Raw genomic sequence first — 25,307 nt, forward strand, 5'->3', positions numbered from 1 at the left:
AATGGGCCAGGAGATTCAGCGTGATCCTGTTCCTCGACTTCGACGGCGTGCTGCATCCGGAGGGGGAAGATCACGTCCTCAACGGCGGCGCCGACTTCTGCTTCCTGCCGCCGCTTGAAGCGTTGCTGCGCGAATTCCCGCATGTGAACATCGTGATCAGTTCGTCTTGGCGCGAGCAACTTCTCTATGAGACTCTGCTGAAGCCGTTCTCCAGTGACATCCGGGCTCGTATCCTTGGAGCCACGCCTCGTTCGGGCTTCGGCCTTCCATCGCCGTACAGGAAGCGTGAAAGAGAGATCCTCGCTTGGCTCCAGATCCACGATGCCGTCGACGAACCTTGGGTCGCGCTCGACGATGCCTATTGGCAGTTCGAGCACTGCAAGGACCATCTGGTGGTGTGTGGTTCGTTCACCGGCTTCGATGACAACGCCTGTGCCGAGCTTCGCGCGCACTTTGAAGGAGCATCCTGATGAGAGTGCTGATTCTTTCCGACCTTCACCTCGAGTTCGCGCCCTTCGAGCCGGTGCCTGATCTCGAGTTCGATGCTGTCATCCTCGCGGGCGACATTCATTCGCCGGCCAAGCGTGCCGTCCAGTGGGCGGCGGATCGTTTTCGCGGCAAGCCCGTGGTTTACCTGCCCGGAAATCACGAGTACTACGATGGGCGCCTTGACACGACACTGGCTGAAGCACGCGCCGAAGCCGAAGGAAGCAATGTCCATCTGCTAGACAGTGACGAACTGGTGATCGATGGCGTGCGCTTCCTTGGTGCAACGCTGTGGACCGACTTCGCGCTCGCCATCGAGACGCCTGAAGGTCTGGTCAGCGATGTCGGACGCGCCATGAAGATGGCGACCAATCTGCTGAACGACTATGCGCTGATCCGCACGTGCGACGAGTCGGCCGAGCCCGATACCTGGCGCTACAAGCAAGGAAGAAAGCTCCAGGCGGCGGACACGCTTCAGATTCATCAGGCGCAGCGCGCGTGGCTGCGAGACAGGCTTTCGCAACCGTTCGATGGCCCGACGGTCGTCGTGACTCACCACGCGCCTCATCGCGGCTCACTGGCGCAGCGTTACGCCGATGACTGGTCCTCAGGCGCATTCGTCACCGAGCTCCCGGAAACCTTCTTCGATGTGCCCGTACTCTGGGTGCACGGCCACACACATCAGGCGTTCAACTATCAAGCCCGTTCTTGCCAAGTCGTGTGCAATCCGCGCGGCTATGTGAACTGGAGCGGCAGGATCGAGAACAAGGCGTTCGATCCCGCCCTGATCATCGACGTCAAATCCCGATGACTTTGATACGGCAACATGGGTTGCGCAGTGGCTCGATCAGCCTTTACCCGCTCTCGGTGGGCAACGACCTGCGGCACTGATGGACACTGCAGAGGGACAGGTGGTCGTATCGAACATCCTCTCTCTTGCCAAAAGAGGCGCCTACGCATGACGCAAGGTCAAGATGGGACTGCCGTCCCCCTCTTGCTCTCCGCCCATTCGACGAATACCTCATTGTGATGTTGCCCCAGGGTGGAACGGATCCGGGGTGGCCAGTCGGTGTTCGACTTCGCCGACAGCCGCGGTGGCCAGCATGCGCGCGCCTTCCTCGGGCTGCGCTACTTGACTGGGGATGGGCTTGTCCAACTCGCTTGGGCTTCGGTATCCGGCCATGCCGAGCCCAAGGGCGAAAGCGTTAGCCACGTCTCGGTAAGTTTGCCGCCGACTGTCCGATAGAGTTGGAGACCCGCCTGGCTCTGCGCTTCCCCAGTCTGCGGGTCGTTCCACTTGAAAGCGAACCGATACCAAGCGCGATCACCACTGAAGGAGTGGTCGTAGACCACGATACGGATTCCCGGTCTGGCTTGGCGCATCTGGGCGATCTCGGCGGCATAGGCCTCGCGACTCACTGTCCGGTCCCCCTTCTGATCGTGACGGGTGTAAGTCTCCGTCACGCAACTGGGGACGAGGTCAAAGCTGCCCTCGTGCCAAACCTGTTCCCAACGATTGAAGAGATCCGTAAGCTGTTGCGTCATGTGTGCTTGTCCGTTTGGCTGCTTCGACGCCAGTGTCCGATGCTGGCCGACACCAGAAGTCTAGCTTGCTGGTCAGGAGCCATTGCGAAGACAAGGCGGGATCGCTGTTCGCTTACGCATAGGGCTTCTCAAACGCAGGATCGCAGGCAAGTTCGAGGCGATCACACAGTTCGCGGTAGGACTTTGGCCCGAGGGACGCGATCGAGACAAAGCCATCGTCGGCACAACGGCAGGTGTTGTGCCAGTGCGGGCCATCCAGCAGGCTTAGCCCGCGTGTCGTGCTCATTTGCCCTGCGGCCTGAAGTGACAGCAGCAGATTGGTCATAAGCGCTGCTCCATCGACGATAGCGACGTCCACGACCTGGCCCTGCCCGAAACCAAAAACTCGTGAGTTCGTCGCGGGGCTAGTACGGAGCTTGAGGCCAACAAGGCTGCCGCAGTATCTGGATCTCGTGGCCCTAAATCAGGCGCTATCCGGCTTTCTAGCCGCAGGATGGTTCGCCAACGGCACAAAACTATTCGTCCCCATGTCCAGCGCGTCAATCGAGCCGCTTTCAATGTCGTAAACCCAGCCGTGCAGAGTCAGCGTACCTTGGGCAAGTGCCAGCGCAACAGACGGGTGCGTTCGCAAGTTGTTCAATTGAGCGAGTACGTTTTCCCGCACCATGCCATCCACGCGTGAGCGTTCGTCCGCGTGCGGTTTCGCTTCATTGATCATGCGCGCGGCGTCAGCGTAGCGCAGCCAAGACTTCACAGCAGGCATCGTGTCCAGGCAGGCACAGGTTGCAATCGCCTTCATGGCGCCGCAATCAGAATGCCCGCAGATGACGATATCGCTGACCTTCAACGCCGATACAGCGAACTCAACGGTTGCCGAGACGCCACCGGGTTCTGGACCGAAGGAAGGAACGATGTTGCCTGCGTTGCGCATGACAAAGAGATCCCCCGGCTCTCGTTGCGTGACGAGCTCGGGCACCATCCGACTGTCCGAACACGAGATGAACAACGCCTTTGGGGTCTGGCTCTTTGCCAACTCCCGGAAGAGCTCCTTACGAGTGGGGAATACTTCCGCCTGGAAGCGAAGAAAGCCGGCAATGATGTCTTGCATGCCGGCAGTCTAATCTGCCCAAAGTTCTCCAAGGATTTGTCCGGCTACAAGCGCGGCGACGAGACGGCACAATGCGTCCATGCCAAACATCGCCTCGATCCTGAAAGCTGAAATCTCCCGCGTTGCTCGCAAAGAGGTGCGCGCTGAGATAGAAACGCTCAAGAAGGCATCCGTCGCCCATCGCTCATCGATTGCTGAGCTACGTCGCCAAGTGAATTCACTTGAGAAGGAACTGCGTCGTGTTGCGAAGGGTTCGAAGCGCCCCGCCACAGCCGTTGATCCGGACAATGAAGCGGCAGAAGGCACGAAGCGCCGATTCAGCGCAACCAGGTTGGCGGCACACCGCGCAAAGCTCGGGCTCTCCGCGGCGAGCTATGGGCAACTGATCGGCGTTTCCGGGCAAACGATCTACCACTGGGAACAAGGCAAGGCACGCCCGCGGGCGGCACAACTCGAAAATCTTGCGGCAGCGCGAGATCTTGGCGCACGCGAAATTGCGGAGCGCCTAACCACGCGATAGTCAGAGCTTTTCGCAGATCAGCGAGGGATCGCACAGCGAAGTCAGTTCGCCGATGTACGAGGCGAGCGCCTCCCGGACCGAGGCCTCCCCTGCGTCGCAGCGACTCCCCATGATGATGTTCACTGCAACGTCGATCTTCTTCCAAGGACACACCTTAGATCGAAGGACGTCCAATCCCCATTGGTTCAGCCCTGCCTCGATGATTCGCTCCACGCAGATCACCCGACCATGAAACGGTTCACGCGCTTCAGGCGGTAGCGCTGCGAGTGCGCGCAGCGCCCGCTTGTCTCCGGTCAGCAGCCTTGTATCTGGCGCGGCCACGAGCGATGCGAGAAGCACCGCCTCACCGGCGTCGATGCCCAACACGTTTTCGAAATCCCCAAGGCTTTGGCTCGCAGGCTCTATCGGCGCCTGCATCAAGGCTATGGCTTCGAGCACGCGGTCGGCTGCCTCGACTGCGTGGAACACACGCATGTCGAGCTTGCTCTTTGCTTTGATGGCCCGGTACTTTGACGAGGCGAGCGTAGTGCACTCTTGCAGCGGGATGCCCATCAACGATGGGATCTCATCGAGAAGCCCCCAATGCGCCAGCTTGCACAGCGCGTCGACGTCTATCAGTAGACGCACGCTTCAGTTCGCTCCATCCCAGCCGGTGATCTGCGACACGAGGTCCTGCAGGTCATCGGCGACGCGACTGAGATCCAGGTGCGAGCGCAACTGCTGCAGGAGCGCCCCCTCTGGATCCAGGTCTTCACTGAGGAAGTTCAACGCCGTCAGCGCGGTGGGCCAACGCTTCGTGAGAAAGGCATATCTCAGAACGAAGTGCCCCGCTTCGATGCCCACAGCGCCAGCAGCGCCGCGGGCAAGTACCGCGATGTCCACAGGCGCAGCCAAGGCTGGCCATTTGGTCACATGCGCCGTCACCTCATCGCCGCCCAGCGTCTGGAGCGCGAAGCTGTCTGCTTCTGCCTCCTGGCCGTCTGTCGACAACTCGGTTGCATACGTGCTCGTCTCCTGAAGCGATACGTCGATGATGGAGGATCCGGGGCGCAGGTGCCCCAGTGCGATGTGTCCGATCTCATGCGCCAGGATGAAGCTCAGCCAGGCCCGCGACGACTTCTTCTTCGCGATCACGATGGCCGGACGTCCGCCCAACTGCAGCGCGGCCCCATCCATCTTGCGCACGCCCACAGGCAGGTGTGGCAAGGGAATCACCGGGATTCCGTGGGCCCAGCACAGGTCCAGAAGAGCACTGAAGCCGAACTGACCAGCGCGATCGCGCATGGCCAGTGCGCGCAACTCGCTTGGATCTTGAGGCAGCGGAACATATGAGATCGGCAAGGCAGCCAGCACTGCCTGTGCGAGAGATGACGCAATGAAGCTCGCGGCCGACAGTGACGATGCCTCGATGTTGACCGAGTGCTTGTAGGCAACACTGGCCATGGCGCCCTTGGGAACGATCTGACCCGACAGCAGCGGCTGAAGCTCGACGCTCAGCCGCCTGCTGACGTGCATCGCCAACTCCGCCGCACCGCCGCGTTCCTTCTCCAGCGCAGGGTCCCACCAGTCAGGCAGCAGCCGGCGCACTTGCGCGCGCGTCAGGCCGATCGCCGACACGGCTTGGTAGATGGTCTTGGCATCCGGATGGGTCACAGCATGTTCCTGGTTGCCGTCAATGGCGCGCTCTTCAAGACGGGTCCCAACGCCTCGATCAATCGGGCGAGCAAGTCGGCCGTCTCCGGCCGCCCGTCCCAGACACGCTCGAGCGCGTCTCGCACACGGGGATTATCGAGCACACCGCCTATCTCTGTTATGCCATTTTCGAAATCAATATTTGCATAATCCAACAGCGGCCGAATGGCTGTCGTCACGGACTTCGTCCGCCCGCTCAAAAACCGGCTGACTGTGGGCTGGCCTACACCTGCAGCCTGAGAAAGCGCATTCACCGACATGCTCTGTCGCTTCAGGTACAGCCTGAGTGCTTCTCTGGCCCGGACCGCTTCCAACGTGGTGGGCTTTGCTGTTCTTGGCATAGTTGCATTATACAATGCATAAAATGAGCACTCCCTCCATCACCGAAAGCGAGCTGCGCCAAGCGGTGCGTTCGCGACTCCTCGCCGACGCCACCAAGTCGGGTGGAAGGCTCTTCGAAGAGCTCGGGATCGAAGGTGGGGAGGCGCGGGTAGATCTGGCGCTGGTGGATACACAGCTCAGCGCCTTCGAGCTGAAGAGCGATCTCGATTCGTTCGCACGCTTGCACAACCAGATTCATGCCTACAACCGCGTCTTCGACCGGGTGACGTTGGTCACGGGTCCGATCTATTCCGAGGCCAGTCTGGCCTTGATGCCTACATGGTGGGGCGTCTGGTCAGCCGCGCGCCGTGTGGACGGCACGCTCGCACTGCGCGTGCTGCGCAAGCCGAAGGCCAACCCGATACAGGACCGCCTGAGCATGGCCATGCTCTTGTGGCGCGCCGAATGCATCGAAGCGCTGGCGTCGCATAGGGGCGAACTGCCGCCCAAGCGAGCTACGAAGTTCGAGTTGCAAGAAATGCTCGCTCGGGAACTGAGCGTGCGTACGCTGCGCGAAGCTGTCACCAGTTTTCTGCGCAAACGGCAGGCGGGTTTCTTGCCGTCGACTTCGCTCACTTCGGATGGCACCTCGGATGCCGTCGCCTTCGCACTGAGTTGCTTGGCATAGGCCGTGGCGCGGCCTGAACCAACAAGGCCAACAAAGCGAGACATACATCGGCGAACTGAAACCGCAGCGTTGGTGGAGCCTGGGAAATCCCGTAATCCAGTGTAAGCAATCGTGACGTACCCTTTAGACTCAAAAAAGTCTGGAGGGATCAATGCCTGCGATATGGAAATACCTGCCCATCCTGAAATGGAAGCAGGGGGAACGGATCGCCTTGAGCAAGCTCACGGGCGCCCAGTGGGATGAAATGGTCCCGCTGATCGAAATTCTCCCCATCGACCCCAAGAAGGGGACGCTCTCCGAAACGCTGGTGCCGTACATCACCAAGATTGGAGGGCAAATGGCCAAATCGATTCCGCAGGGCACGCCCATCGCGATCGACATTCGGTACTTCATGCCCACCTACGCAAAACAGACCCAGGTGCTCACCTCGATCTGCAAGCGCCTGTCGGCACTGACCGGTCGTCAGATCATCCCGGTCATCACGGAGGCGATGGTTGCGCGTCCGGCAGACCTGCCGGATCTCACTAAGGCCTTCGAGGTCTTCGTGCTCAGGATCCAGACACACGGCGTGACCTCCGACCAGGTCAAGGATTTTGTGAAAGTCGTGGTCGGCGCGGGTATCGCTAAGTCGAGGCTTCATCTGCTCGTCGATCAGTTCTCTATCGTGGGTGTCGCCCCCGCGGCGTGCATAGCGGCTGTACAGCCTTATCTTGACGAGGCGCTTGCGGCCGGGTGCAGCAGCACCACGCTCGCCGGTGGCTCATTTCCGCTGAACCTCGTGGGCCGCAAGCAAGGGCTCCACGACATCGAGCGCGTTGAATGGAAAGCTTGGAAGACGTTGGTTGCCAAACCTGCATACGCAAAGGTGCTGTTCAGCGACTACACCGTAAGCAACCCGGCTCCGGCGCCTGACATCGATCCCACCATGATGAATCCGTCGGTGGCCATCCGCTATGCCAGCGACGGCTTCTGGCGCTTGTTCAAGGCTGGCGGTTTCAAGAAGGGGAAGCAGGATCAATACAAGAACCTGTGCATCCTGCTCAAAGGCGATCCGGTGTATTCAGGCGCCGCGTTCAGCTACGGCGACGATTGCTACGACAAAGCGTCCGTCGGCGTGCTCGGCAATGGCAACCCGACCAGTTGGCGGCGCGATGCCGCGAGTCACCACCTGGTGTTCACGTCGTCGGCCATATGAGACAGCGGGACTGATTCGGCCGCTTCCTTCTTCCTAACGCAGCACTCGCACCCGCACGCAACACCGCAACGCGCAGTCCCGCACCTACAGAGCTAGCTTCCAAGGAACACCATGCCCCAACTTACCAAAGCCGATTTGTACTACACGGACTACAGCTGGACTGCCGTTCCCGGAGACGATCCGACCAAGGTGAAAGCAGATGCGGATCGGTTGAGCCGCAAGGAAGGTTACGAAGTCCTTGCTTACCTCAACTCGTTTGTCGGACCTGAGAAGGCCGACCTGTCGAAGGCAACGCGGCTCATCATCGAATGGATCGTGCATGAAAAACTGCCGCCGAATGTTCAAGGAAGAACCAAGGTCACAGCGTGGATCGTTGAAAACTTTCTCACCCTGAAACCCGGCTATCCACGGTAGTGAGGGTTTCTCACGACGGCGTGTCCTCCGGCGTCGCCCTCAAGATCCTGTGGCGGCCGCGACTTTGACCTTGCCGACCATGCCAGCTTGGTAGTGTCCCGCGATGAGACAGGCGAAATCAAATTCGCCCGCACGGTTGAAGGTCCAGACGATCTCGCCGGTCTTGCCAGGAGCGACATGCGCCATGTAGGGCTCGGAATGCTCCATGCCGGGAAACTTCATCATGAGTGCGGCATGTTCGTCGAGCTCCTTCTTCGTGCCGATCACGAACTCGTGCATGACTTGTCCTTCGTTGCGAATGAACAGCCGCACGGTCTCGCCTTGCTTGACCTGGATGCGATCAGGTGTAAAGCGCATGCTGTCGCTCATCTTGAATTCCAGCGTTCGCTTGGCCGCGCTCGCATCGCCCGCGATGCCCCAGTTCTTTTGTTCCTTGCGCACGGGCCCGCTCGACGCGCTGTGGTCCTCATCGCCATGTGCGAGGGCCAGGCTCGAGAACGCCAGGGTGCTGGCGAGCACCAATGTCTTGATCGATTTCATGAGATTCCTTGGGAGGTTGTTGGGCTTTTTGGGAAATGGGTTCGATGGCTTTTTCGACCCTCAGTGCGCGAGGATCTTGGAGAGGAAGTCTTGCGCGCGCGGTGCCCGGCTCTCGGGACGCCCGAAGAACTCTTCGCTCGAGCAGTCCTCGACAATGCGCCCCTGGTCCATGAAGATCACTCGGTCGCTGACCTGCCTGGCAAACCCCATCTCGTGGGTCACTACCATCATCGTCATGCCTTCGCGTGCGAGCTTCACCATGACGTCGAGCACCTCGCCCACCATCTCTGGGTCGAGCGCCGAGGTCGGCTCGTCGAACAGCATGACGATCGGATCCATCGACAACGCCCGCGCAATGGCGACGCGCTGTTGTTGACCACCAGAGAGCTGGCCCGGGAACTTGTCCTTGTGGATCGACAAGCCCACACGATCGAGCATGCGCAGCCCGCGCTCGACCGCTTCTGCACGCGAGCGTTTGAGCACCTGAACTTGCGCCAGTACAAGGTTCTCCATCACGCTCAAGTGTGGAAAGAGCTCGAAGTGCTGGAACACCATGCCGACCCGGGAGCGCAGCTTCGGTAGGTCGGTCTTGGGATCGGAGACTTGGATGCCATTGACCGTGATACTGCCGCGTTGAATGGGCTCCAGCGCGTTGACCGTCTTGATGAGCGTGGACTTACCGGAGCCGGAAGGGCCACAGACCACGACCACCTCGCCCTCGCGAACGTCGGTGCTGCATTCCGTGAGCACCGCGAACTGGCTGTACCACTTGGAGACGTCGTTGATTTCGATCATTGCGTTCATTCAGATCGTCGCCGCGGCCTTGCGCCGCTGCAGCCAGGTGACCCACCAGGCGCCTGCCGTGCACAGCACCAGGTAGACGACGGCGACCAGGATGTAGACCTCGACAACGCGCCCGTCACGTTGCCCCACCTTGCTGGCGGCACCGAGGAAGTCATTCAGGCTGATCACATAGACCAGCGAGGTGTCCTTGAGCAGGGCGATGGTCTGGTTGATGAGCGAGGGCGTCATGTTGCGAAACGCCTGCGGCAGGATCACATGCCGCATGGCTTGCCATGGCGACATCCCCAGGGACTGCGCCGCCTGCATCTGGCCCGCACGCACGCTGCCGATGCCGGCGCGGATGATCTCGCAGTAGTAGGCGGACTCCGCAAGCACGAACGCCACGAGGGCGGCATAGATCGGCCCGACGCTGAGGTTGGGATCGCCGGTCACGCCGCGGAGCACCACCGGCATCAGGAAGTAGATCCACAGGATCGTGAGGATCAGCGGAATCGAGCGGAATAGGTTCACATACCCCGCCACGAGGGCCGCCACCGGCCGCGGCGCAAAGATCCGGGTGATCGCCAACAAGGTCCCGAGACCGATCCCGGCGGCCATGGAGGCCACCACCAGGAAGGCGGTCATCTGCAGGCCTTGCAGCAGGTAGGGCCAAGCGCGCTGCAGGGAGGCCCAATCGAAGTCGTAGCCCATCACGCGGCTCCCAGCAATCCGGGCACCCGAACCCGGCGTTCGATGTGACGCATCAGCACGATCACGCCGTAGGTGATCGCCATGTAGATGAGCGTCGCCGCAATGAAGGCCTCGAACGGATGGGCGCTGAACTCGCTGAGTTGGCGCGTCTGCCCGGTCAGCTCCATGAGCCCGATCGTGAGTGCGACGGCCGAATTTTTGAAGACATTCAAGAAGTCCGAGGTCAGCGGCGGGATGACCATGCGAAGGGCCTGCGGCAGGACCACGTGCCGATAGGCCGCCGCGGTCCCCAGCCCGAGTGCCATGGCTGCCTGCTTCTGGCTGCGCGGCACCGACTCGATGCCCGCGCGCACCTGTTCCGCCGCCTTCGCCGCCGTGTACAGGGTGAGCCCCACCAGCACGGTCAGGAACTGGTTTGTCGTCGGGTTCATCTGCTTGAGCGCATTGCCCCATTCGAGGGGCAACAACTCCGGCACCACGAAGTACCAGAGAAACAGCTGCACGAGCAACGGTGTATTGCGAAAACAGTGGATGTACGCCGTCGACAGGTACCGCGCAGCGCGGTTGGGCAACGTCCTAGCGACCCCGGCGATCAGACCAATGCCCAGTGCCAGTGTCCAGGCCAGCAGAGACAACACCACCGTCCACAGCAATCCGCGCAGCAACATCATGCCGTACAGGCCCTCGCCTGTGACCGAAGGCTTGAAGAAGATCAGCCAATCCCAGGTGTAGTGCATCGTGAAGAGTGCTTAGATGATTCGTGAGGACGATCGTCAAACGTGGGGCGCCAGCGGCTTACAGCGGCTGATCGTTCGGATGACGCAGGAGTTCTTGCATGTCGGACGACATCGGGAAGTTGACAGTCACGCTGCCCTTCACCGCAATGGGCTTCAAGAAGTACTTCTCGTACAGCGAGGCAAACTCGCCGGAGCGCATCATTCCGGTGATCACGCCGTCGACCAGCTTCTTGAAGGCAACGTCACCCTTGCGCAGCATGCAGCCGTAGGCCTCCTTCTGCTGGGGCACGCCGACCACCTCCCAGTCCGCCGGATTGCGGGCCCGCGCGATGTTGCTGAAGAGAATGATGTCGTCCTGCGTGGCCGCCACGGCCCGGCCGGTTTCGACGGTCAGGAAGTTCTCGTTGATGTCCTTGGCCAGGATGATGTTGATGCCCCACTTGTTCTTCTCGTTGAGCTGCCGCAGCATGCGCTCGGCTGTGGTGCCCGCGCTCACGACGACGTTCTTGCCCACAAGATCCGACCAGTGCTTGATGCCCGCGTTCTTGCGCACCAGCAGGCGCGCGCCAACCACGAAGAAGGTTGTGGAGAACGACACCTGGTTCTGGCGCTCGGCGTTGTTCGTGGTGGAGCTGCACTCCAGGTCGACGGTCTGGTTGGCCACCAGCGGAATGCGCGTCTGCGGCGTGACTTCCAGCGTCTTGACCTCGAGCTTGGCGAGCTTGAGATCCTTCTTCACCTGTTCGACCACACGCTGTGAGATCTCCCACGCAAAGCCCGCCTGCTTGTTGTTGTCGTCCAGGTAGTTGAACGGAATGGACGCGCCGCGTGTGGCCACAGTGATGGTGCCGGTGTCCTTGATCTTCTTGAGCGTGCCATCCAGCGTCTGCGCTGCAACGCTGGCGCATAGCGCGATGCTTGCGGCTGCGAAAATGGATCGGGACAGTGCTGAGTGAATGATTGGCTTGAGGTTCATCGCGGGCTCCAGATATCGTGAATCAGAGGTTGAAACTCGTCTCATGGGCGCTCAAGGCGTCCAGCAACTCGTCGAGCAGCGCCTGGGGATCATCCAGGCCAATCGACAAGCGGATGACCGGCCCTTGGACGTCACAGAAATTGCGCTTGGCGATCTCCTCCGCAGGGTAGAAGGCCGCGATGCTGCGCACGCCACCCCAACTCGCGCCGATGGAAAAGAGCTTCAGCTTTGCGAACAGTGCCCGATAAGCGTCGTAGGAACTGTCTACGAGCTGCAACGACATCACGCAGCCGGACTGCTTGAAATCGCGCGCCCAGAGCGCATGGTCCGGCGCGCCGGGCAGCGCCGGAAAGAGCATCCGGCGCACCAGGGGATGCACCGCGAGTCGCTCGGCAATCAGCTGCGCGCTGGTGGCCTGGCGCTCCATGCGCACCTGCATCGTGTCCAGGCCCCGGGCGACCAGGAAGCAATCCTCTGGGCTCACGGCCAACCCCATCTGCGATTGGAGGCCGCGCAACGACCTGTACAGGCCCTCGTCATTGATTGCGATACTGCCCATGAGCACGTCGGAATGGCCACCCATGTACTTGGTACAGGCGTGAACGCACAGGTCCACGCCGTGCGCCAAGGCCGCGAAGCCCAGCGGGCTGGCCCAGGTGTTGTCGATGGCAGTCAGCACGCCGCGAGCGCGCGCGACGGCAGTGATCGCCGGCACGTCTTCCACTTCCATGGTCACTGTTCCGGGGGACTCCAGCCAGATGAGCCGCGTGTTGGGGCGCACGAGGCGCTCGATGTCCGCGCCAATGCGCGGCGGATAGAACTCGACCTCGATGCCCAGCGCCTGCAGCCGTTCGGCGGCGAAGGATTTGGCCAGACCGTAGGCGGCGTCGGTCATCAGCAGGTGGTCGCCCTTCTTGAGCAGCGCCAGCAGCGCACTGCAGATGGCCGCCTGTCCAGAGGGAAAGACGACGCAATGCGCGGCGCCATCCAGCTCGGCGATACGTGTCTCGAGGGCGCGCTGTGTCGGTGTGCCCGTGGTGCCATAGCTGAAGCCATCGGGCAGGCGGGTGCGGCGGTTTACGAAATCGTCGAGCGAATCGAAGACGACCGTGGAAGCACGCCACACCGGTGGGACCAGGCTGGCGAACGCGTTACGCCGGGGAGTGTCGAGGTTGGGAATGGGAGAGTTCACGATAGAGGACGGAGCTGTTCGTCGGAGTTGCGATCAGTTGGCGGGTGCGGATTCGATGAGCTGCAGTGCCTGCTTCATCTGGTCGACGGCCATGTTCTCGAGATCGGTATAGACCTTCATCTCCACCGTCAGGCGAGCGAAGGTTTCCTTGGCGGCGGCAATCTTGGCCGGGTCATTGGTCTTTGGGTTGGCCAGTGCGGCCTCCAGGCGCTTGTACTCGCTGGTGAGAAAGGCCGGTTGTTCGCCGATGGCACGCAGGCCGGCGTTGGTCATCGAGCGGATGCGCAACACCATCTTCACGTCCGACTGCTCCATCTCGCCCTGCGCGCGCTCCAGCGCGAGCCTCGCGGCAAGCGCCTGTTGGCTGTCGGGCTTCTTGCTCGCAGCGATGGTCTGGAACTTGGCGATGTCGCCGGAAAAATCGTGCGCCCAGACAGGCGCAGCGCATGCCAGGACGGTCACTGCAAGAGCTGTTTGAAGTTTCATGTCGCTTCTCCGGAAGGTGGCTGAAGACGCCAACTTTAGGACGACGGGGATAATCCGGATCGTGCTCGAGGTTCTTTCTCCATAAGCGGTTGTTATATGTTGCTCCGAGAGATCGAGGTGTTCCGTTCCGTGATGTCCGTGGGGTCTGCGAGCAAGGCGGCCGCGCTGCTGGGTGTCACGCAGCCCGCCATCAGCCAGTCGCTGCGCAGGCTCGAGGAAGCGGCTGGATTCCCGCTGTTTCGCCGGCTGCGGGGGCGTCTGCATCCGACGCCCGAAGCGCAAGCCTTGCTGGTCGAGGTCGAGCGCGTCTTCGTGGGTCTGAGCAGCATCGAGCACCGCATGCGCAGCCTGAAGCGATTCGGGGTGAACACCCTGCGTATGGCGGTCTATCCGGCCTTCGGCCTTACCTTCGTCCCACGGGTTCTATCGCGGTTGGTGGCCGAGCGCCGCGATGCCGACGCACGGCCCCAGATTTCGCTGCAGGTGCTCAGTTCGCGGGAGGTGCACGAAGCCGTGCTGGGGCGTCAGGTCGACTTCGGATTGATGGCCGACGAGATGCCGACGACAGGCCTGGAGCATTCCGAATTTGCCCGCTTCCCGGGCGTGGTGGTGATGCACGCGAAGCACCGGCTGACCAAGGCCAGGACTATCCAGCCGCATCAGCTCGCGGAAGAGCCATTCCTCGCGCTCAACCCCGAGGACGCGTCCCGGCGACGCCTGGAGCGGGCATTGGCGGAGTGCAACGTCGGGTTGAGCGTGCTGGTCGAAACCCCCTACGCGGCGAGCGTGTGCGAGATGGCCCTGAGCGGCATGGGCATCGGCTTTGTCAATCCGGTCACAGCCATGGAGTATGCCCAACGTGGCCTGGTCATCCGCCCGCTGTCTCTAGAGGTCTCCTTCGCAGGGGTGCTGGTACTGCCCCCGGGACAGCCGCTGTCCGGCCTCGCCTCTCGAGTGCTTCAGCTCATGCGCATGCAGTTGGCCGAAGACCAGAAGGCCCTCGCCAATCTTCTCAAACCCCGCGCCAAAGCTTGACCGCCAAGCCTCAGTGACGCTTCGTTCGCATCCCACAGCAGCGAGGCTTTTGCGCCTCGGCGGCCAGGACCCCGTAGGCCTTCGCCACTGTCTCGCTGATCGGCGCATCGGCAGGGGCGCACGCCTCGATGGCGCACAGCAAGTGCTCGGCAACCGCCCAGTTTCGCTGTCGCAGGGCATCTTGGTAGATTTCCAGCAAGTGCAGCTCGAGTGCCTTAGGGCTCTTCATGGGAACTCCTTCGCGCGCAGCGAAGCCGCCCGGGCCGCACGCCCCTAGGTCGATCTTTCACCGATGTGGGACGCGTGAACGTCGCTCTTGGCTCCACGCAAGCGCAAGGCGTTGGTGATGACCGAGGCCGAGCTCAGGCTCATCGCCAGCGCCGCGATCATTGGCGACAGCAGCCATCCGGTGAACGGGAACAGCACCCCTGCGGCCAGCGGCACGCCCAGGGCGTTGTAAAGGAAGGCGAAGCCGAGGTTTTGCTTCATGTTGGCGATGGTCTGCTCGGAGATGACACGCGCCTGCGCAATGCCGCGCAGGTCGCCCTTGACCAGCGTCACCTGAGCGCTGTTCATCGCAACATCGGTGCCGGTACCCATCGCCACGCCAACGTTGGCCTTGGCGAGCGCAGGAGCGTCGTTGATGCCGTCCCCCGCCATCGCGACGATGCGGCCCTCGCGCTGCAGCCTGTCGACCAGCGCGAGCTTGTCGGCGGGCTTGACTTCGCCGTGCACCTCGTCGATGCCCAGCTTTGCAGCAACGGCCCGGGCCGTGGTCAGCCCGTCGCCGGTGGCCATGATGACGCGCAGGCCCGAGGCCTTGAGCGCGGCCAGCGCCTCCAGCGTGGTGGGCTTGATCGGGTCCGACACCGCGAGCAGGCCGGCGGCCTGGCCGTCCACCGCCAGGAACATGACGCTCGCGCCCTCGGCCCGCAGGGCCTCGGCCTGCGGCTTGAGGTCGTCGACCCGCACGCGCAGCTGTTCCATGAGCGCCGTGTTGCCCAGCGCCAGCTTCCTGCCAGCCACGGCGCCGCTCACGCCGATGCCGCTGCTGGATTCGAAACCCTCGGGCGTGTCCAGCGTCAGCTGGCGCTCGCGCGCCGCCCGCACGATGGCGTCGGCCAGCGGGTGCTCGCTGCCCTGGTCCAGGCTGGCTGCTAGGCGCAGCACCTCGTCTGCGGTGAAGCCCGGCGCAGGCACCGCGCGCTCGAACTGCGGCCGGCCTTCCGTCAGGGTGCCGGTCTTGTCGACGATGAGCGCATCGACCTTGCGGAAGTTCTCGATCGCGGCGGCATCGCGGAACAGCACGCCCTGCGTGGCCGCCTTGCCCGTGGCGACCATGATCGACATCGGCGTCGCGAGGCCGAGCGCACAGGGGCAGGCGATGATGAGCACCGCCACCGCATTGATGAGGCCGTAGACCCAGCTGGGCTGCGGCCCGAAGAAGCCCCAGGCGAAGAAGGTCAGCACCGCGATGGCGATGACCGTCATGACGAAGTAGCCTGCGACCTGATCGGCCATCCGCTGCATCGGTGCCCTGGAGCGCTGGGCCTGCGCGACCATCTGCACGATGCTCGCGAGCACGGTCTGCGAGCCGACCTTTTCCGACTGCATGACCAGTGCGCCGTTGGTGTTCAGTGTCGCGCCGATGAGCTTGTCGCCCACGCGCTTAGTCACGGGCAACGGTTCGCCGGTGAGCATCGACTCGTCGACCGCGCTGCTGCCCTCGATCACCACCCCGTCTACGGGTACTTTTTCTCCCGGTCTGACGCGCAGCTTGTCGCCGACGTGCACATGGCCGATCGGGACGTCTTCCTCGGTGCCGTCGGCGCCGATCCGGCGTGCCGTCTTGGGCGCGAGCCCCAGCAGCGACTTGATGGCCGCGGAGGTTTGCGAGCGCGCCTTGAGCTCGAGGATCTGGCCCAGCAAGGTGAGCGAGATGATCACCGCCGCCGCTTCGAAGTAGACCGACACGCGCCCCATCGATACGAACGACGCGGGAAACACGCCGGGCGCCACCGTGGCCACGACGCTGTAGACAAAGGCGGCGGCCGTGCCCAGGCCGATCAGGGTCCACATGTTCGGGCTGCGGTTCGCCACCGATTGCACCGCGCGCTCGAAGAACGGCCACCCGGCCCACAGCACGATCGGCACGGTGAGCACGAGCTCGATCCAGCTTTGCGCGCCCATCTCGAACCACTGCAGACGATGGCCGGCCATGGCAAGCACGGTGACGACGACGGTGAGCGGCAACGTCCAGAAGAAGCGCCGCTTGAAGTCTTTCAGCTCGGGATCTTCGCCCTCGTCGAGGGTCGGCATCTCGGGCTCCAGCGTCATGCCGCACTTGGGACAGTTGCCCGGGTGGTCCTGCCGGATCTCCGGGTGCATGGGGCAGGTGTAGACCGTGCCTTGCGCGGCGGGCTGCGCGGAATCCGCGGGCGCGAGTACGAGCGGGACCGTCTGCTGTTCGCTGCGCTTTGCATACTTTGCCGGGTTGGCCTCGAACTTGGCCTTGCAGCCCGCACTGCAGAAGTAGACCGACGCGCCTTCGTGCTGCAAGACATGCGGAGACTGCGCAGTCACCTTCATCCCGCAGACAGGATCCTTCAGCGCCCCATTAGCCACATCAGGCGAATCGGCCGCTGGCGCATGCCCATGTGACGCGGGGTGGCCATGGTGGTGTCCTGTTTGTCTGGTGGACATATCGTTCATTCGAGTTCTCCGACAAGAAATTGAGAGACAGCTGGCAGGCCGGCGGTGCACCCGCAGCCTGCCGGGCTGCGCGGGCCAACTATTTCGGTGGGTACCCCGCTTCCGCCAAGGCGGCAGCAACGGTCGCGCGATCCTCCGTGGTTTCGATGCGCACAGTCCGGGTCGGCATGTCGACCTCGATCTTGGCTTGCGCGTCGAGGTTCTTGACCGCCTGGGCCACCCGGCTCGCGCAGCCGCCGCAGGACATCGACTGGATTTCGAACTCTTGCATGAAAAGGGCTCCTTCGTTGATGATGGCACCCAGTGTCGAGGTTGACACCATGTGAAGGTCAAGTGGCGTGCCGGTCATTTCCTTGCAGAAAGGTCGGCATTTCGATGTCTGGCCTGACCGTCCAGCGTCATCATCAGCCCACGACCACCGTCCTAGTCATCGACCGTTGCGGCGATGATGCCGGGATGCAAGGGGTTTGCGCTTGCGTGAGGATGCCCGCGGCACGCCGCCCGCCTTGTCTCGGTGCTTGCGGCGTTGCCAGAGCAGGATGCCGACGAAGACGGCCACGCCGATCAACCAAGCCACGAACATCGTGCTCACCACGTTCTGGGAAACCCAGCGTCCGGTCACGTACATGGATTGTCCCGCGTCGGTGAAAGTCGGGGCGTCAGTGGCCGCCGCTCTTCCGGTGGACCGAACCTCCAGCAACACGATGCGGTCATGGTCGGGCCAAGCGGTTAAGCATGTACGACTGCCTAGTGCAGGCCTGCGATGTAGTCGGACACCGCCTTGATTTCGCGGTCGTTCAAGCGCGCCGCCACGCCGATCATCGGCCCGCTGTTGAGACGCACGCCATCGCGAAACGCCGTCAGTTGCACCGCCACATACTCGGCATTCTGTCCGCCAAGGCGTGGGTACTGGACGGGTATGCCTGCGCCGTCGGGACTGTGGCAGCCTGCGCACGCCGGCACACTGCGATCTGCGATGCCGCCGCGGTAGATCCTCTCGCCCAGGGTGACCAGATCCCTCTCCTTTGCGAAGCCGGGCTTGATGGGCTTGGAACCGAGGAACCAGGCGACGTCGCGCATTTCCTGCTCGGAAAGCATCGCCGCCATGCCAGCCATGACAGGGCTCTTGCGCTTGCCGGACTTGAACTCCTGGAGTTGCTTGACCAGGTATTCGGGATGCTGCTGAGCCAGTTTGGGATTGGCGGGAACGACCGAATTCCCGTCGGCGCTGTGGCACGCGGCACATGACTTTGCATTGAAGACGACTTCGCCGTTTGCGATGTCAGCCTTGGCCGGCCTGGCAGGGGCTTTCTCGGTGGCGGCCATAGGCATGGGATCGGCTGCGAAAGAGGAGCCAGAAGCCAGTCCGCCAAGAGCAGCAAGCAAAAGAGGCACGAAAAATTTCATGGGGTTTTCAGGTTCTGGGAAGGCTGGCTGCGAGAGGTGGCTGGAGATCGTGTTGGTCGTGTCATCCATGCGGCGCTCGCGCATGCGACAACACGCGAATGGGCGTGCCACACCTGACGACGTTGGTCGAAACGATGTCGCCCAGTTCGAGGGAGGTCTCAGGATCCAGCATCACGATGTGCGCGTGGCGCTGCCCCGTCGAGCGATCAGCCAGGATGGCGAAGCGATTCAGTGCAAGCTCGTTCGGGCTGACCGTCTTTCTGCAGTCCGTGCGACCGCTGCGCTGAATCTCGGTCGCGCGGCCAATCTCGACAATTTCGCCTGTACGCCAACCGTTCTGGAAATCGCGATGCTGCTGGTAGAAACCGGCGCAGCCCGACAGACCGATGGAGACTGCCACGCCAAGAATCCCCGTTGCCACAGGACGTGCAATGCCGACGACGGGGTGTTCCATCTTCGTCATATCGGAAGAAACAACCTGCGGCATGTGACTCCAAGATCGGCTAGGACGCATCGCCGCTGTGGCTTGCGCCGTCCAGCTTGCGAAAGTAGAGACCGCTGAACACTGGCACGCAGCGCTCAGGAAACCCTGGAAGATAGATAGCGCGCTCGTGAACTTGCCATTCGTCGCGCAAGACATAGCCCTGCGTCTCGATATCGTTGATAAAGCGCTGGCGGTTGTAGACGTACATCGGTGAGAAGCATCCGTCGCCGATGTTCTGCGTCGTGACGTAGTCTTCGCCGTCGTACAGGGGCAGCTTGTTCAGCAAGATGTGCCGCGGACGATTTTCACCCTCTGCAAGCAGATCGGCAGGGTGCGCATTTTCCAGATAGTGCAGGGCTCCAGCAGAGATCCAGATGTCATTGCCATCCAGCATCTGCTCCAGGGCGGCTGTGTCTGAAAAGCTCAGCGCACCAGCCCCTGCCTGGCCGGCCATTTCCCGGCCGATGGAAGCGATTGCTGGTACTTCGACGACACGCCACGACAAGTCGTGCGGCATCTCCAAGTAGCGGCGGTAGGCGTAGTAGTGGACACCGACCGATCCGCCGATGTCGAGCACCTTGGTGGCACCGTCTCTGAATGCGCGATCGAGCCACCACATCACCGGATAGTCGTAGGCAAAAACCTTCTTCGTTCGGATGTCCACGTACTCGGCTGCCAGGGCCGCGTGGTCAAACTCCAGACTGGTGGGAAGCCAGCCCCGGGCTTGCGCAAAGTCCTCGAACACGCCAAAGTAGCCGGCGAACCCCATTGCGGAAAAGAACCGTCTGCGCCGCCAGCGTTGCAACGCCGGCCGCGTGAGCGGCCCTTCCAGGATTCGCCGCAGGACTTGTGCCGCATCGGAGTCAGCCATGTTTTTCTCCGTTCGCCTGATGAGCGATGCCGACCAGCTTGCGTGTGGTGTCAGCGGGCCGATTCGATCTTGGTGACAACGATCTTTCCGTCGACCTTTTCCGCCTGGAAGCGGACCTTGGCGCCAGTCTCGACCTTGTCGAGCATGGCGTCGTCCTTGACGCCGAACACCATCGTCATGCCGGGCATATCGAGGTTCTTGAGCGGACCGTGCTTGATCGTGAGCTTCTTGTTGTCTTTGTCGACCTTGCGGATCTCGCCTTCGGTGAGTTCCGACGCTGCAGCAGCATCTGAGCCTCCGGCGGTCGGCGCCTTCTCGGACGTGCTGGGCATGTCTGCCATGGATTTGGAAGTCTGCGCGCTGGCCGCGCCGGCAAACGAGAGTGCGGCAATGAATGCCAAGAGTGTGATGCGAATATTCGACATGAGGATCTCCTTGGATATGAATGAATTTGGAGTCCCGCCGCGTCCCGATGGGAACTCGCGGCGGACGCGTCGCGCTTACTTGCCGGTCTTGGTCACGTTCACGGCGCCCTTCATGCCCGCGTCGTAGTGGCCAGGCTGCAGGCAAGCGAAGTCGACCTTGCCAGCTTTGGTGAACTGCCAGACGATCTCGCCGCTCTTGCCCGCGGCCAGCGTGACCATGTTCGGATCGGAATGCTCCATCTCGGGGTTCTTCTTCATGACTTCGTAGTGCTCCTTGAGCTCCTTCTCGGTCCCGATCACGAGTTCGTGCTTCAGTTGGCCGGAGTTCTTGATCACGAAGCGCACGGTCTCGCCTTGCTTGACGCTGATGTCGGCGGGCGTGAAGCGCATGCTGTCCGTCATGTCGACGTTGATCGTGCGAGTGGCCTTGGTGGCCACGCCGGGCTTACCGATCGCCTCATTGGCGTCGTGGCCGTGGCCACCGGCATGGGAGCCCGAGGCCGAAGCGCCGGCGGCGGCGAGGGCGACCAGTGCTGCGAGCGCGGTATTGCGGAGGGTGTGTTTCATGTGTTTCCTTTGAGAGTTGCAGTTGGGGAGAAGAGAGAAAATCAGTGGCCGGTATGTCCGCTGCCCGGCTTGCGAATCTGGACTTCGATGTTCTTGGCGGGCATGTTCTTCGCGGGCATCGCAGCCGCGCCGGCATCGCGCTGGCGCGAGGTCTCAGGCGGCGGGCCATCGAGCTCGTAGGCCACGGTGCCCTTGGGATGCTTGAACCAGCCGGGGTTGGAGTAATCACCGGCTTTCTGGTTTTTGCGCACCTTGACCACGCTGAACATGCCGCCCATCTCAACCGAACCGAACGGGCCTTCGCCGGTCATCATTCGCGCGGTGTTGTCGGGGATGGGCATTTCCATTTCAGCCATGTCGGCCATGCCGCGCTCGCCCATGACCATGTAGTCGGGCACCAGGTTCGAGATCTGCTTGGCTACGTCCTTGTGGTCCAGTCCAATCATGGTGGGCACGTCGTGGCCCATGGCGTTCATCGTGTGATGACTCTTGTGGCAGTGGAAGGCCCAGTCGCCTTCCTCGTCGGCCAGAAAATCGATCTGGCGCATCTGGCCGACCGCCACGTCGGTGGTCACCTCGTACTGGCGCGAAGACTTGGGCGTAGGCCCACCATCGGTGCCTGTGACCAGGAACTCGTGCCCGTGCAGGTGGATCGGGTGGTTCGTCATCGTCAGGTTGCCGATGCGGATGCGCACCTTGTCGTTGAGCCGCACATTGAGCGAGTCGATGCCGGGGAAGATGCGGCTGTTCCAGGACCACAGGTTGAAGTCCAGCATCGTCATGATCTTGGGCGTGGCGCTGCCGGGCTCCACGTCGTAGGCATTGAGCAGGAACACGAAGTCGCGGTCGACCTTCTCGATCAGCGGATGCTCGCCTTTGGGATGGGTCACCCAGAAGCCCATCATCCCCATCGCCATCTGTGTCATCTCATCCGCATGCGGGTGGTACATGAAGGTGCCGGGGCGGCGTGCCACGAATTCGTAGACGAAGGTCTTGCCCGGCCGGATCGGCGGCTGGTTCAGGCCCGCGACGCCGTCCATGCCGTTGGGCAGGCGCTGACCATGCCAGTGCACGCTGGTGTGCTCGGGCAACTTGTTGGTCACGAAGATGCGCACGCGGTCGCCTTCGACCACCTCGATGGTCGGGCCGGGCGACTGGCCGTTGTAGCCCCAGAGGTTGGCCTTGAAGCCAGGCGCCATTTCGCGCACCACGGGCTCGGCCACGAGGTGGAACTCCTTCACGCCGTTGTTCATGCGCCAGGGCAGAGTCCAGCCATTAAGTGTGACCACGGGGTTGTAGGGCCGGCCGCTCGAGGGAGCGAGTGGCGGCATCGTGTTCGGAGAGGTCTGGAGCACAGGCTCTGGCAAGGCAGCCATGGCCACCTTGCTCACGCTGGCCGCGGCGACAGCCCCGGTGATGGCGCCGGCGCCAGTGATGAAGTTACGTCTGCTGGTCATATCGTTTGATTCGTTGAAGGGGTCAGTGCGCGGCGGCAGCGGAGGCTTCACCGCCGCCGCCGGCCATCGCACCGCCCGTCGCGGTGGGTTTGCCCATCACCGACGCAGCCAAGGCGGCGTCGGCCAGCCAGAACTGCTGCTGGGCGTTGATTGCGTTGGTCACGCTGGAAATCTGGTCGCGTGCCTCGGCGAGCAACTCGAAGACGCCGATCAGCATCCCGTTGTAGCGAAGCACGTTTTCGTCGGCCATGGCCTGCCGCAGCGGGACGATCTCGTCGCGGTAGTGACGCGCGATGTCGTAGGCGGTGCGGTAGGCCGAATACCCTTCGCGCAGTTGCGAAGCCGCACCGCGAACCGTGGCGTCGTACCGGTTCGCTGCGGCCAACGACTGCGCATTCAGCATGTCGCGTTGCGCCGACCCCCAATCGAACAGCGGCAGGCGCATATCGAGCTCGAAGCCTCGACGGGTGCTCTTTGTGTTTTCTGCGCTATCGAACACGGTGTCGCGCCGACCGCCAACCTCGACATCGATGAAGGTCGACAGCAGGTTGATGCCTTGCGACTTGCCCGCCACATCCAGCTGGGCACGTGCGAGTTGGACATCCAGGCGCTGCTCGGTCGCGGTCGCCGCGACTTCCTTCGCCTCGCGAGGGGCCTTGGGCAGGTCTGGCAGACGTTCGGGCAGGGTCAACTTGGCAGCCTGCTCGTCGTTGAGGCCCAGGACACGAATCAACTCTTCGCGCGCAGCGGTAGTCGCGTGCTGAGCCGAGGCGAGTTGGGTGGTCGCGTCGGCGTAGAACACCTGTTGGCGTGCACGCTGCAGCTTGGAGAAATTCCCAATGAGCTGCATCCGGCGCGCGAGTTCGGCGCTGGCCTGAGCCGACTTGTTGACCTGTTCGGCGTACTGAAGCGACTGCTGCGCGGCAACGGCACGGACCCAGGCTTGCTTGACCTGCGTGACTTGGTCGACAACGGCACTGGTCAGTTGGACCTTGGCCTGGCTGGCCTGGCTTCTGGAGATCGACAAGCGTTGCGGCAACAGGATGAGGTCCACCAGTCCGAAGGACAGCAGACGTTCAAGCTCGAGTTCGCTGTTCAGTCGGGTTCGTGCGAACGACAGGATCGGGTTCGGCAGTCGGCTGCTCTGGTTGGTCGCGGCAATGTCACCCCAGCTCTGCGCGATCAGCGCCTGGACGGACGGGCTATTGGCCAGCGCGAGCTGAACCGCGTCGCTCTGCGACAGTGGCTTGGCCAGCAGATCCTGTGTCAACGCGGCGCGGCGATCGCGCTGCTCCTGGGTCCTGCTGAGCTCGAGCTTACCGCCTGTGAACTGCTGGGCATTGGTGTTCGTTTCCTTCAGGGCGTCGTCGATACTGACCGAGGCGCACCCGGCCAGGAAGGCGGCCGCGACGGCGACGGCCGTCAAACGCAAAGCGCGCTTCATGGCTTCTCCTTCTTCGCAGGCATGGGCATCGAGTGGCCTGGCTGCGCGGCAGGTGCAGCGGCTGCGCCCTTGGGCGACTCGGACTCTGCCGACCCCGTGCCCGATGCTTCCTTGGCGTAGGCCTGCCAGCCGCCTCGGCGGTAGACCGTCTCGTTGGCCTCCTTCCAGGGGATGGCCTTTTCGTCAGCGAAGGGCCGATAGCCCTCGAGTGCGGACCTGTAGGTCAGTACAGGTGGCACTGATGTGGGTGCCGCCTCGGGCTGGGCGGATGCAGGCTGAGCCAAGGCGACAGCAGTGCTCAGCGTTGCCAGGGCTGCGAACGCAGCCACGGCGGGAAAGACTGCCAGCCGACGGGCCGACGATGAATGGAACATGGAGTCCTCGCAAGATCATGAACGGGATGCGCCAGAACTGCCCTGAAGGCATGGCGCAGCGATGCATGAGCGTCCGCGGCGACCCCGTGACGGATCACGGGCGCACGAACGCGTCAGGAGCGAGGAGGCTTGTCGAGAACGCGCGGCGCGAGCGTGGCCACCGTGATGGCGGGCTCCGCCAGATCGGCGCGGGGAAGATCGTGGAAGACGGCCACTTCCAACGTACTGGTCAGCGCCGTGGCATGGCACGCGCCGCAGGTTCCGCACTTGTGCATCGCGTCAGGTTCCGCGCTTGCAACCTTGGCAGTGCTGTCTTTCGCAGGCGGTTTGGCCGCCTGTGACGCCTCGTGGTGAGGGTCGCTGCGCCCGTCCGCATGCGGATGTTGGGCGTGGTCGTGCATCCCGGACCGCTCGACGGACATTTCCGTCATCGCACCGGCGTGTCCAGGTCCACAAAAGACCATGGCTGCCGCTGCGTACCCCTGGAAGGGTACGGCAAACATCATGATCCAAAGGACGAACAGGCGAACCTGGTGCATAAGGCGAATTCTAGATCGAGCGATGTATCAGGTGGCCTGTACGTGTATCCAGTCCTGCGCATAGCCCTCAGGGCTGTGCCTGTGCGCGAGCCTTGCTCGCGTCACCCTTGGGCGCTGGCAGGGGCGCACCGAGCCTTGCAGCGGCATCCCAGTTGGGCTGCTTCTGCGCAGCTTCCAGTTCGGCTACCACTTCGGCGCGCGACTTTGAGGCTCCGACCTTCGGCGTGCTCATCGATCCCCAGCGCAGCATGCTGGCCCCAGCAGGGGTTTTCTGCGCATCCGCGAGTTCAGCCGATACCTGGGCCTGGGATTTGGCCTGTCCCGCTTCACCTGCGTGATAGACCACGCCGGCTTCGTTGGGCGCGAAGTGGGACGGGCCTTCCGCATAGGCCGCAAAGGGCGCGACGAATGCAGCGCCTGCACCAACGGCAAGCGCGAGCGAGAGGATTTGACGGTTCTTCATGATAGGTCTCCTTCAATGAATTGCTCGACTTCGCGAGCTGCACTGAACCCGTCGGCATCGACCACCGAGCCGGCGATGCCAGTCAACTGGCTGGCATGCAATGACTCTAGGAAGCCAGTCCGCCAATCAACCGCC

The 25,307-nt window shown here is 62.5% G+C and carries 33 protein-coding genes and 2 pseudogenes; 8 read left to right on the forward strand and 27 right to left on the reverse strand.

The features are described from left to right. The first annotated feature begins 20 nt into the window (after window positions 1-20). The 3 genes and pseudogenes from EJO71_RS08370 to EJO71_RS34720 all read left to right on the forward strand — a co-directional run. On the forward strand, window positions 21-470 hold the full coding sequence (locus tag EJO71_RS08370; RefSeq protein ID WP_125948437.1) for an HAD domain-containing protein: 450 nt from the start codon (window positions 21-23) through the stop codon (window positions 468-470). Continuing rightward, window positions 470-1,297 (forward strand): metallophosphoesterase, encoded by an 828-nt coding sequence (locus tag EJO71_RS08375; RefSeq protein WP_125948436.1) that lies wholly within the window; start codon window positions 470-472, stop codon window positions 1,295-1,297. The genes EJO71_RS08370 and EJO71_RS08375 overlap by 1 nt, the downstream gene beginning before the upstream one ends. A 13-nt stretch (window positions 1,298-1,310) precedes the next feature. Beyond that, window positions 1,311-1,448: pseudogene (locus EJO71_RS34720) on the forward strand (MbcA/ParS/Xre antitoxin family protein); the annotation flags it as partial. A 166-nt stretch (window positions 1,449-1,614) separates the two neighbouring features. Here the strand turns inward: EJO71_RS34720 and EJO71_RS08385 are convergent. The 3 genes and pseudogenes from EJO71_RS08385 to EJO71_RS08395 all read right to left on the reverse strand — a co-directional run bounded on the left by EJO71_RS08385 (window position 1,615) and on the right by EJO71_RS08395 (window position 3,139). Continuing rightward, window positions 1,615-2,031 carry a nuclear transport factor 2 family protein gene (locus EJO71_RS08385; RefSeq protein ID WP_125948435.1) on the reverse strand — a complete coding sequence of 139 codons (417 nt, stop codon included), beginning with the start codon at window positions 2,029-2,031 and terminating at the stop codon, window positions 1,615-1,617. A 112-nt stretch (window positions 2,032-2,143) separates the two neighbouring features. Further along, window positions 2,144-2,392 (reverse strand): annotated as a pseudogene (locus tag EJO71_RS08390) (CoA transferase); the annotation flags it as partial. A 102-nt stretch (window positions 2,393-2,494) separates the two neighbouring features. Further along, on the reverse strand, window positions 2,495-3,139 hold the full coding sequence (locus EJO71_RS08395) for a carbonic anhydrase (RefSeq protein ID WP_125948433.1): 645 nt from the start codon (window positions 3,137-3,139) through the stop codon (window positions 2,495-2,497). A gap of 79 nt (window positions 3,140-3,218) precedes the next feature. Between EJO71_RS08395 and EJO71_RS08400 the strand changes: the two genes are divergently transcribed. Next, the gene (locus tag EJO71_RS08400) at window positions 3,219-3,659 is read left to right on the forward strand and encodes a helix-turn-helix transcriptional regulator (protein ID WP_125948432.1); all 441 of its coding nucleotides are present in this window, start codon (window positions 3,219-3,221) and stop codon (window positions 3,657-3,659) included. Here EJO71_RS08400 and EJO71_RS08405 read toward each other — a convergent pair whose 3' ends face one another. The 3 genes from EJO71_RS08405 to EJO71_RS34285 are packed head-to-tail and all read right to left on the reverse strand — an operon-like array spanning window position 3,660 to window position 5,530. Then, window positions 3,660-4,286, reverse strand: coding sequence for a hypothetical protein (locus tag EJO71_RS08405; RefSeq protein ID WP_125948431.1), 627 nt, complete (start codon window positions 4,284-4,286; stop codon window positions 3,660-3,662). Window positions 4,287-4,289: 3 nt separating this feature from the next. Further along, window positions 4,290-5,312: an ImmA/IrrE family metallo-endopeptidase gene (locus EJO71_RS08410; protein ID WP_125948430.1), complete on the reverse strand. Its 1,023-nt coding sequence runs from the start codon at window positions 5,310-5,312 to the stop codon at window positions 4,290-4,292. Next, window positions 5,309-5,530 carry a hypothetical protein gene (locus tag EJO71_RS34285; protein WP_164546790.1) on the reverse strand — a complete coding sequence of 74 codons (222 nt, stop codon included), beginning with the start codon at window positions 5,528-5,530 and terminating at the stop codon, window positions 5,309-5,311. Before EJO71_RS34285 ends, EJO71_RS08410 begins: the two co-directional genes overlap by 4 nt. A gap of 185 nt (window positions 5,531-5,715) precedes the next feature. Here EJO71_RS34285 and EJO71_RS08420 point away from each other — a divergent pair, with 185 nt between their 5' ends. From EJO71_RS08420 to EJO71_RS08430, 3 genes are all read left to right on the forward strand, one after another. Then, window positions 5,716-6,360 carry a sce7726 family protein gene (locus EJO71_RS08420; RefSeq protein ID WP_125948428.1) on the forward strand — a complete coding sequence of 215 codons (645 nt, stop codon included), beginning with the start codon at window positions 5,716-5,718 and terminating at the stop codon, window positions 6,358-6,360. Window positions 6,361-6,511: 151 nt separating this feature from the next. Next, window positions 6,512-7,555, forward strand: a complete 1,044-nt coding sequence (locus EJO71_RS08425; RefSeq protein WP_125948427.1) for a beta family protein — start codon at window positions 6,512-6,514, stop codon at window positions 7,553-7,555. 111 nt (window positions 7,556-7,666) lie between these two features. Next, window positions 7,667-7,969: a hypothetical protein gene (locus EJO71_RS08430; protein ID WP_125948426.1), complete on the forward strand. Its 303-nt coding sequence runs from the start codon at window positions 7,667-7,669 to the stop codon at window positions 7,967-7,969. A gap of 39 nt (window positions 7,970-8,008) precedes the next feature. Here the strand turns inward: EJO71_RS08430 and EJO71_RS08435 are convergent, their stop codons facing one another. Genes EJO71_RS08435 through EJO71_RS08465 form a run of 7 tightly spaced genes read right to left on the reverse strand, consistent with a single transcriptional unit; the run spans window position 8,009 to window position 13,394 of the window. Then, a complete protein-coding gene (locus tag EJO71_RS08435) occupies window positions 8,009-8,509 on the reverse strand; it encodes a cupredoxin family protein (protein WP_125948425.1) in 501 nt (166 codons plus the stop codon). 60 nt (window positions 8,510-8,569) lie between these two features. Next, window positions 8,570-9,304 carry an amino acid ABC transporter ATP-binding protein gene (locus tag EJO71_RS08440; protein ID WP_125948424.1) on the reverse strand — a complete coding sequence of 245 codons (735 nt, stop codon included), beginning with the start codon at window positions 9,302-9,304 and terminating at the stop codon, window positions 8,570-8,572. 9 nt (window positions 9,305-9,313) lie between these two features. Next, on the reverse strand, window positions 9,314-10,003 hold the full coding sequence (locus EJO71_RS08445; protein ID WP_125948423.1) for an amino acid ABC transporter permease: 690 nt from the start codon (window positions 10,001-10,003) through the stop codon (window positions 9,314-9,316). After that, window positions 10,003-10,740: an amino acid ABC transporter permease gene (locus EJO71_RS08450; protein ID WP_125948422.1), complete on the reverse strand. Its 738-nt coding sequence runs from the start codon at window positions 10,738-10,740 to the stop codon at window positions 10,003-10,005. Before EJO71_RS08450 ends, EJO71_RS08445 begins: the two co-directional genes overlap by 1 nt. Before the next feature lie 58 nt (window positions 10,741-10,798). Continuing rightward, window positions 10,799-11,716, reverse strand: coding sequence for a transporter substrate-binding domain-containing protein (locus EJO71_RS08455; RefSeq protein WP_125948421.1), 918 nt, complete (start codon window positions 11,714-11,716; stop codon window positions 10,799-10,801). Between the two features lie 22 nt (window positions 11,717-11,738). Beyond that, window positions 11,739-12,908 carry a PLP-dependent aspartate aminotransferase family protein gene (locus tag EJO71_RS08460; protein ID WP_125948420.1) on the reverse strand — a complete coding sequence of 390 codons (1,170 nt, stop codon included), beginning with the start codon at window positions 12,906-12,908 and terminating at the stop codon, window positions 11,739-11,741. Window positions 12,909-12,941: 33 nt separating this feature from the next. Beyond that, window positions 12,942-13,394, reverse strand: coding sequence for a hypothetical protein (locus EJO71_RS08465; RefSeq protein WP_125948419.1), 453 nt, complete (start codon window positions 13,392-13,394; stop codon window positions 12,942-12,944). Window positions 13,395-13,490: 96 nt separating this feature from the next. On the opposite strand from EJO71_RS08465, the gene EJO71_RS08470 reads away from it, so the two are divergent. Continuing rightward, a complete protein-coding gene (locus EJO71_RS08470) occupies window positions 13,491-14,429 on the forward strand; it encodes a LysR substrate-binding domain-containing protein (protein WP_125948418.1) in 939 nt (312 codons plus the stop codon). Between the two features lie 10 nt (window positions 14,430-14,439). On the opposite strand, the gene EJO71_RS08475 is transcribed toward EJO71_RS08470, so the two are convergent. The 14 genes from EJO71_RS08475 to EJO71_RS08540 form a co-directional block, all read right to left on the reverse strand. Next, a complete protein-coding gene (locus EJO71_RS08475; RefSeq protein ID WP_125948417.1) occupies window positions 14,440-14,658 on the reverse strand; it encodes a hypothetical protein in 219 nt (72 codons plus the stop codon). Between the two features lie 44 nt (window positions 14,659-14,702). After that, window positions 14,703-17,141 (reverse strand): heavy metal translocating P-type ATPase, encoded by a 2,439-nt coding sequence (locus EJO71_RS08480; RefSeq protein ID WP_125948416.1) that lies wholly within the window; start codon window positions 17,139-17,141, stop codon window positions 14,703-14,705. A 79-nt stretch (window positions 17,142-17,220) separates the two neighbouring features. Beyond that, window positions 17,221-17,412 carry a heavy-metal-associated domain-containing protein gene (locus EJO71_RS08485; RefSeq protein WP_116266867.1) on the reverse strand — a complete coding sequence of 64 codons (192 nt, stop codon included), beginning with the start codon at window positions 17,410-17,412 and terminating at the stop codon, window positions 17,221-17,223. 156 nt (window positions 17,413-17,568) lie between these two features. Further along, entirely contained in the window at window positions 17,569-17,769 is a 201-nt protein-coding gene (locus EJO71_RS08490; protein ID WP_125948415.1) for a hypothetical protein, read from the reverse strand. A gap of 119 nt (window positions 17,770-17,888) precedes the next feature. Beyond that, window positions 17,889-18,548 carry a c-type cytochrome gene (locus EJO71_RS08495; RefSeq protein WP_125948649.1) on the reverse strand — a complete coding sequence of 220 codons (660 nt, stop codon included), beginning with the start codon at window positions 18,546-18,548 and terminating at the stop codon, window positions 17,889-17,891. 61 nt (window positions 18,549-18,609) lie between these two features. Further along, window positions 18,610-19,035, reverse strand: coding sequence for a hypothetical protein (locus EJO71_RS08500; protein WP_125948414.1), 426 nt, complete (start codon window positions 19,033-19,035; stop codon window positions 18,610-18,612). 16 nt (window positions 19,036-19,051) lie between these two features. Next, window positions 19,052-19,903 carry a methyltransferase, TIGR04325 family gene (locus tag EJO71_RS08505; protein WP_125948413.1) on the reverse strand — a complete coding sequence of 284 codons (852 nt, stop codon included), beginning with the start codon at window positions 19,901-19,903 and terminating at the stop codon, window positions 19,052-19,054. A gap of 50 nt (window positions 19,904-19,953) precedes the next feature. Beyond that, entirely contained in the window at window positions 19,954-20,235 is a 282-nt protein-coding gene (locus EJO71_RS08510) for a copper-binding protein (protein WP_164546801.1), read from the reverse strand. A 168-nt stretch (window positions 20,236-20,403) separates the two neighbouring features. After that, the gene (locus EJO71_RS08515) at window positions 20,404-20,895 is read right to left on the reverse strand and encodes a cupredoxin family protein (RefSeq protein ID WP_125948411.1); all 492 of its coding nucleotides are present in this window, start codon (window positions 20,893-20,895) and stop codon (window positions 20,404-20,406) included. A 41-nt stretch (window positions 20,896-20,936) separates the two neighbouring features. Further along, the gene (locus EJO71_RS08520) at window positions 20,937-22,352 is read right to left on the reverse strand and encodes a copper oxidase (protein WP_125948410.1); all 1,416 of its coding nucleotides are present in this window, start codon (window positions 22,350-22,352) and stop codon (window positions 20,937-20,939) included. 22 nt (window positions 22,353-22,374) lie between these two features. Next, window positions 22,375-23,796, reverse strand: a complete 1,422-nt coding sequence (locus EJO71_RS08525) for a TolC family protein (protein ID WP_125948409.1) — start codon at window positions 23,794-23,796, stop codon at window positions 22,375-22,377. Next, window positions 23,793-24,080: a hypothetical protein gene (locus EJO71_RS08530; protein ID WP_240651848.1), complete on the reverse strand. Its 288-nt coding sequence runs from the start codon at window positions 24,078-24,080 to the stop codon at window positions 23,793-23,795. The genes EJO71_RS08525 and EJO71_RS08530 overlap by 4 nt, the downstream gene beginning before the upstream one ends. A 203-nt stretch (window positions 24,081-24,283) precedes the next feature. After that, a complete protein-coding gene (locus EJO71_RS08535; RefSeq protein WP_240651333.1) occupies window positions 24,284-24,709 on the reverse strand; it encodes a hypothetical protein in 426 nt (141 codons plus the stop codon). A 67-nt stretch (window positions 24,710-24,776) separates the two neighbouring features. Beyond that, window positions 24,777-25,172 (reverse strand): hypothetical protein, encoded by a 396-nt coding sequence (locus EJO71_RS08540; RefSeq protein WP_125948407.1) that lies wholly within the window; start codon window positions 25,170-25,172, stop codon window positions 24,777-24,779. Window positions 25,173-25,307 lie beyond the last annotated feature (135 nt).

Source organism: Variovorax sp. 679 (assembly GCF_003952185.1).
GTDB lineage: Bacteria > Pseudomonadota > Gammaproteobacteria > Burkholderiales > Burkholderiaceae_C > Variovorax.

Coding starts and splice junctions, on each gene's coding strand:
- EJO71_RS08425 (WP_125948427.1), top strand. CDS start 6,512: ATGCCTGCGATATGGAAATACCTGCCCATCCTGAAATGGAAGCAGGGG.
- EJO71_RS08400 (WP_125948432.1), top strand. CDS start 3,219: ATGCCAAACATCGCCTCGATCCTGAAAGCTGAAATCTCCCGCGTTGCT.
- EJO71_RS08440 (WP_125948424.1), bottom strand. CDS start 9,304: ATGATCGAAATCAACGACGTCTCCAAGTGGTACAGCCAGTTCGCGGTG.
- EJO71_RS08445 (WP_125948423.1), bottom strand. CDS start 10,003: ATGGGCTACGACTTCGATTGGGCCTCCCTGCAGCGCGCTTGGCCCTAC.
- EJO71_RS08485 (WP_116266867.1), bottom strand. CDS start 17,412: ATGCAAGAGTTCGAAATCCAGTCGATGTCCTGCGGCGGCTGCGCGAGC.
- EJO71_RS08395 (WP_125948433.1), bottom strand. CDS start 3,139: ATGCAAGACATCATTGCCGGCTTTCTTCGCTTCCAGGCGGAAGTATTC.
- EJO71_RS08540 (WP_125948407.1), bottom strand. CDS start 25,172: ATGAAGAACCGTCAAATCCTCTCGCTCGCGCTTGCCGTTGGTGCAGGC.
- EJO71_RS08470 (WP_125948418.1), top strand. CDS start 13,491: ATGTTGCTCCGAGAGATCGAGGTGTTCCGTTCCGTGATGTCCGTGGGG.
- EJO71_RS08420 (WP_125948428.1), top strand. CDS start 5,716: ATGAGCACTCCCTCCATCACCGAAAGCGAGCTGCGCCAAGCGGTGCGT.
- EJO71_RS08510 (WP_164546801.1), bottom strand. CDS start 20,235: ATGCCCAGCACGTCCGAGAAGGCGCCGACCGCCGGAGGCTCAGATGCT.
- EJO71_RS08520 (WP_125948410.1), bottom strand. CDS start 22,352: ATGACCAGCAGACGTAACTTCATCACTGGCGCCGGCGCCATCACCGGG.
- EJO71_RS08430 (WP_125948426.1), top strand. CDS start 7,667: ATGCCCCAACTTACCAAAGCCGATTTGTACTACACGGACTACAGCTGG.
- EJO71_RS08525 (WP_125948409.1), bottom strand. CDS start 23,796: ATGAAGCGCGCTTTGCGTTTGACGGCCGTCGCCGTCGCGGCCGCCTTC.
- EJO71_RS08475 (WP_125948417.1), bottom strand. CDS start 14,658: ATGAAGAGCCCTAAGGCACTCGAGCTGCACTTGCTGGAAATCTACCAA.
- EJO71_RS08375 (WP_125948436.1), top strand. CDS start 470: ATGAGAGTGCTGATTCTTTCCGACCTTCACCTCGAGTTCGCGCCCTTC.
- EJO71_RS08495 (WP_125948649.1), bottom strand. CDS start 18,548: ATGAAATTTTTCGTGCCTCTTTTGCTTGCTGCTCTTGGCGGACTGGCT.
- EJO71_RS08455 (WP_125948421.1), bottom strand. CDS start 11,716: ATGAACCTCAAGCCAATCATTCACTCAGCACTGTCCCGATCCATTTTC.
- EJO71_RS08490 (WP_125948415.1), bottom strand. CDS start 17,769: ATGTACGTGACCGGACGCTGGGTTTCCCAGAACGTGGTGAGCACGATG.
- EJO71_RS08465 (WP_125948419.1), bottom strand. CDS start 13,394: ATGAAACTTCAAACAGCTCTTGCAGTGACCGTCCTGGCATGCGCTGCG.
- EJO71_RS08480 (WP_125948416.1), bottom strand. CDS start 17,141: ATGAACGATATGTCCACCAGACAAACAGGACACCACCATGGCCACCCC.
- EJO71_RS08450 (WP_125948422.1), bottom strand. CDS start 10,740: ATGCACTACACCTGGGATTGGCTGATCTTCTTCAAGCCTTCGGTCACA.
- EJO71_RS08535 (WP_240651333.1), bottom strand. CDS start 24,709: ATGCACCAGGTTCGCCTGTTCGTCCTTTGGATCATGATGTTTGCCGTA.
- EJO71_RS08515 (WP_125948411.1), bottom strand. CDS start 20,895: ATGAAACACACCCTCCGCAATACCGCGCTCGCAGCACTGGTCGCCCTC.
- EJO71_RS08385 (WP_125948435.1), bottom strand. CDS start 2,031: ATGACGCAACAGCTTACGGATCTCTTCAATCGTTGGGAACAGGTTTGG.
- EJO71_RS08505 (WP_125948413.1), bottom strand. CDS start 19,903: ATGGCTGACTCCGATGCGGCACAAGTCCTGCGGCGAATCCTGGAAGGG.
- EJO71_RS08500 (WP_125948414.1), bottom strand. CDS start 19,035: ATGCCGCAGGTTGTTTCTTCCGATATGACGAAGATGGAACACCCCGTC.
- EJO71_RS08435 (WP_125948425.1), bottom strand. CDS start 8,509: ATGAAATCGATCAAGACATTGGTGCTCGCCAGCACCCTGGCGTTCTCG.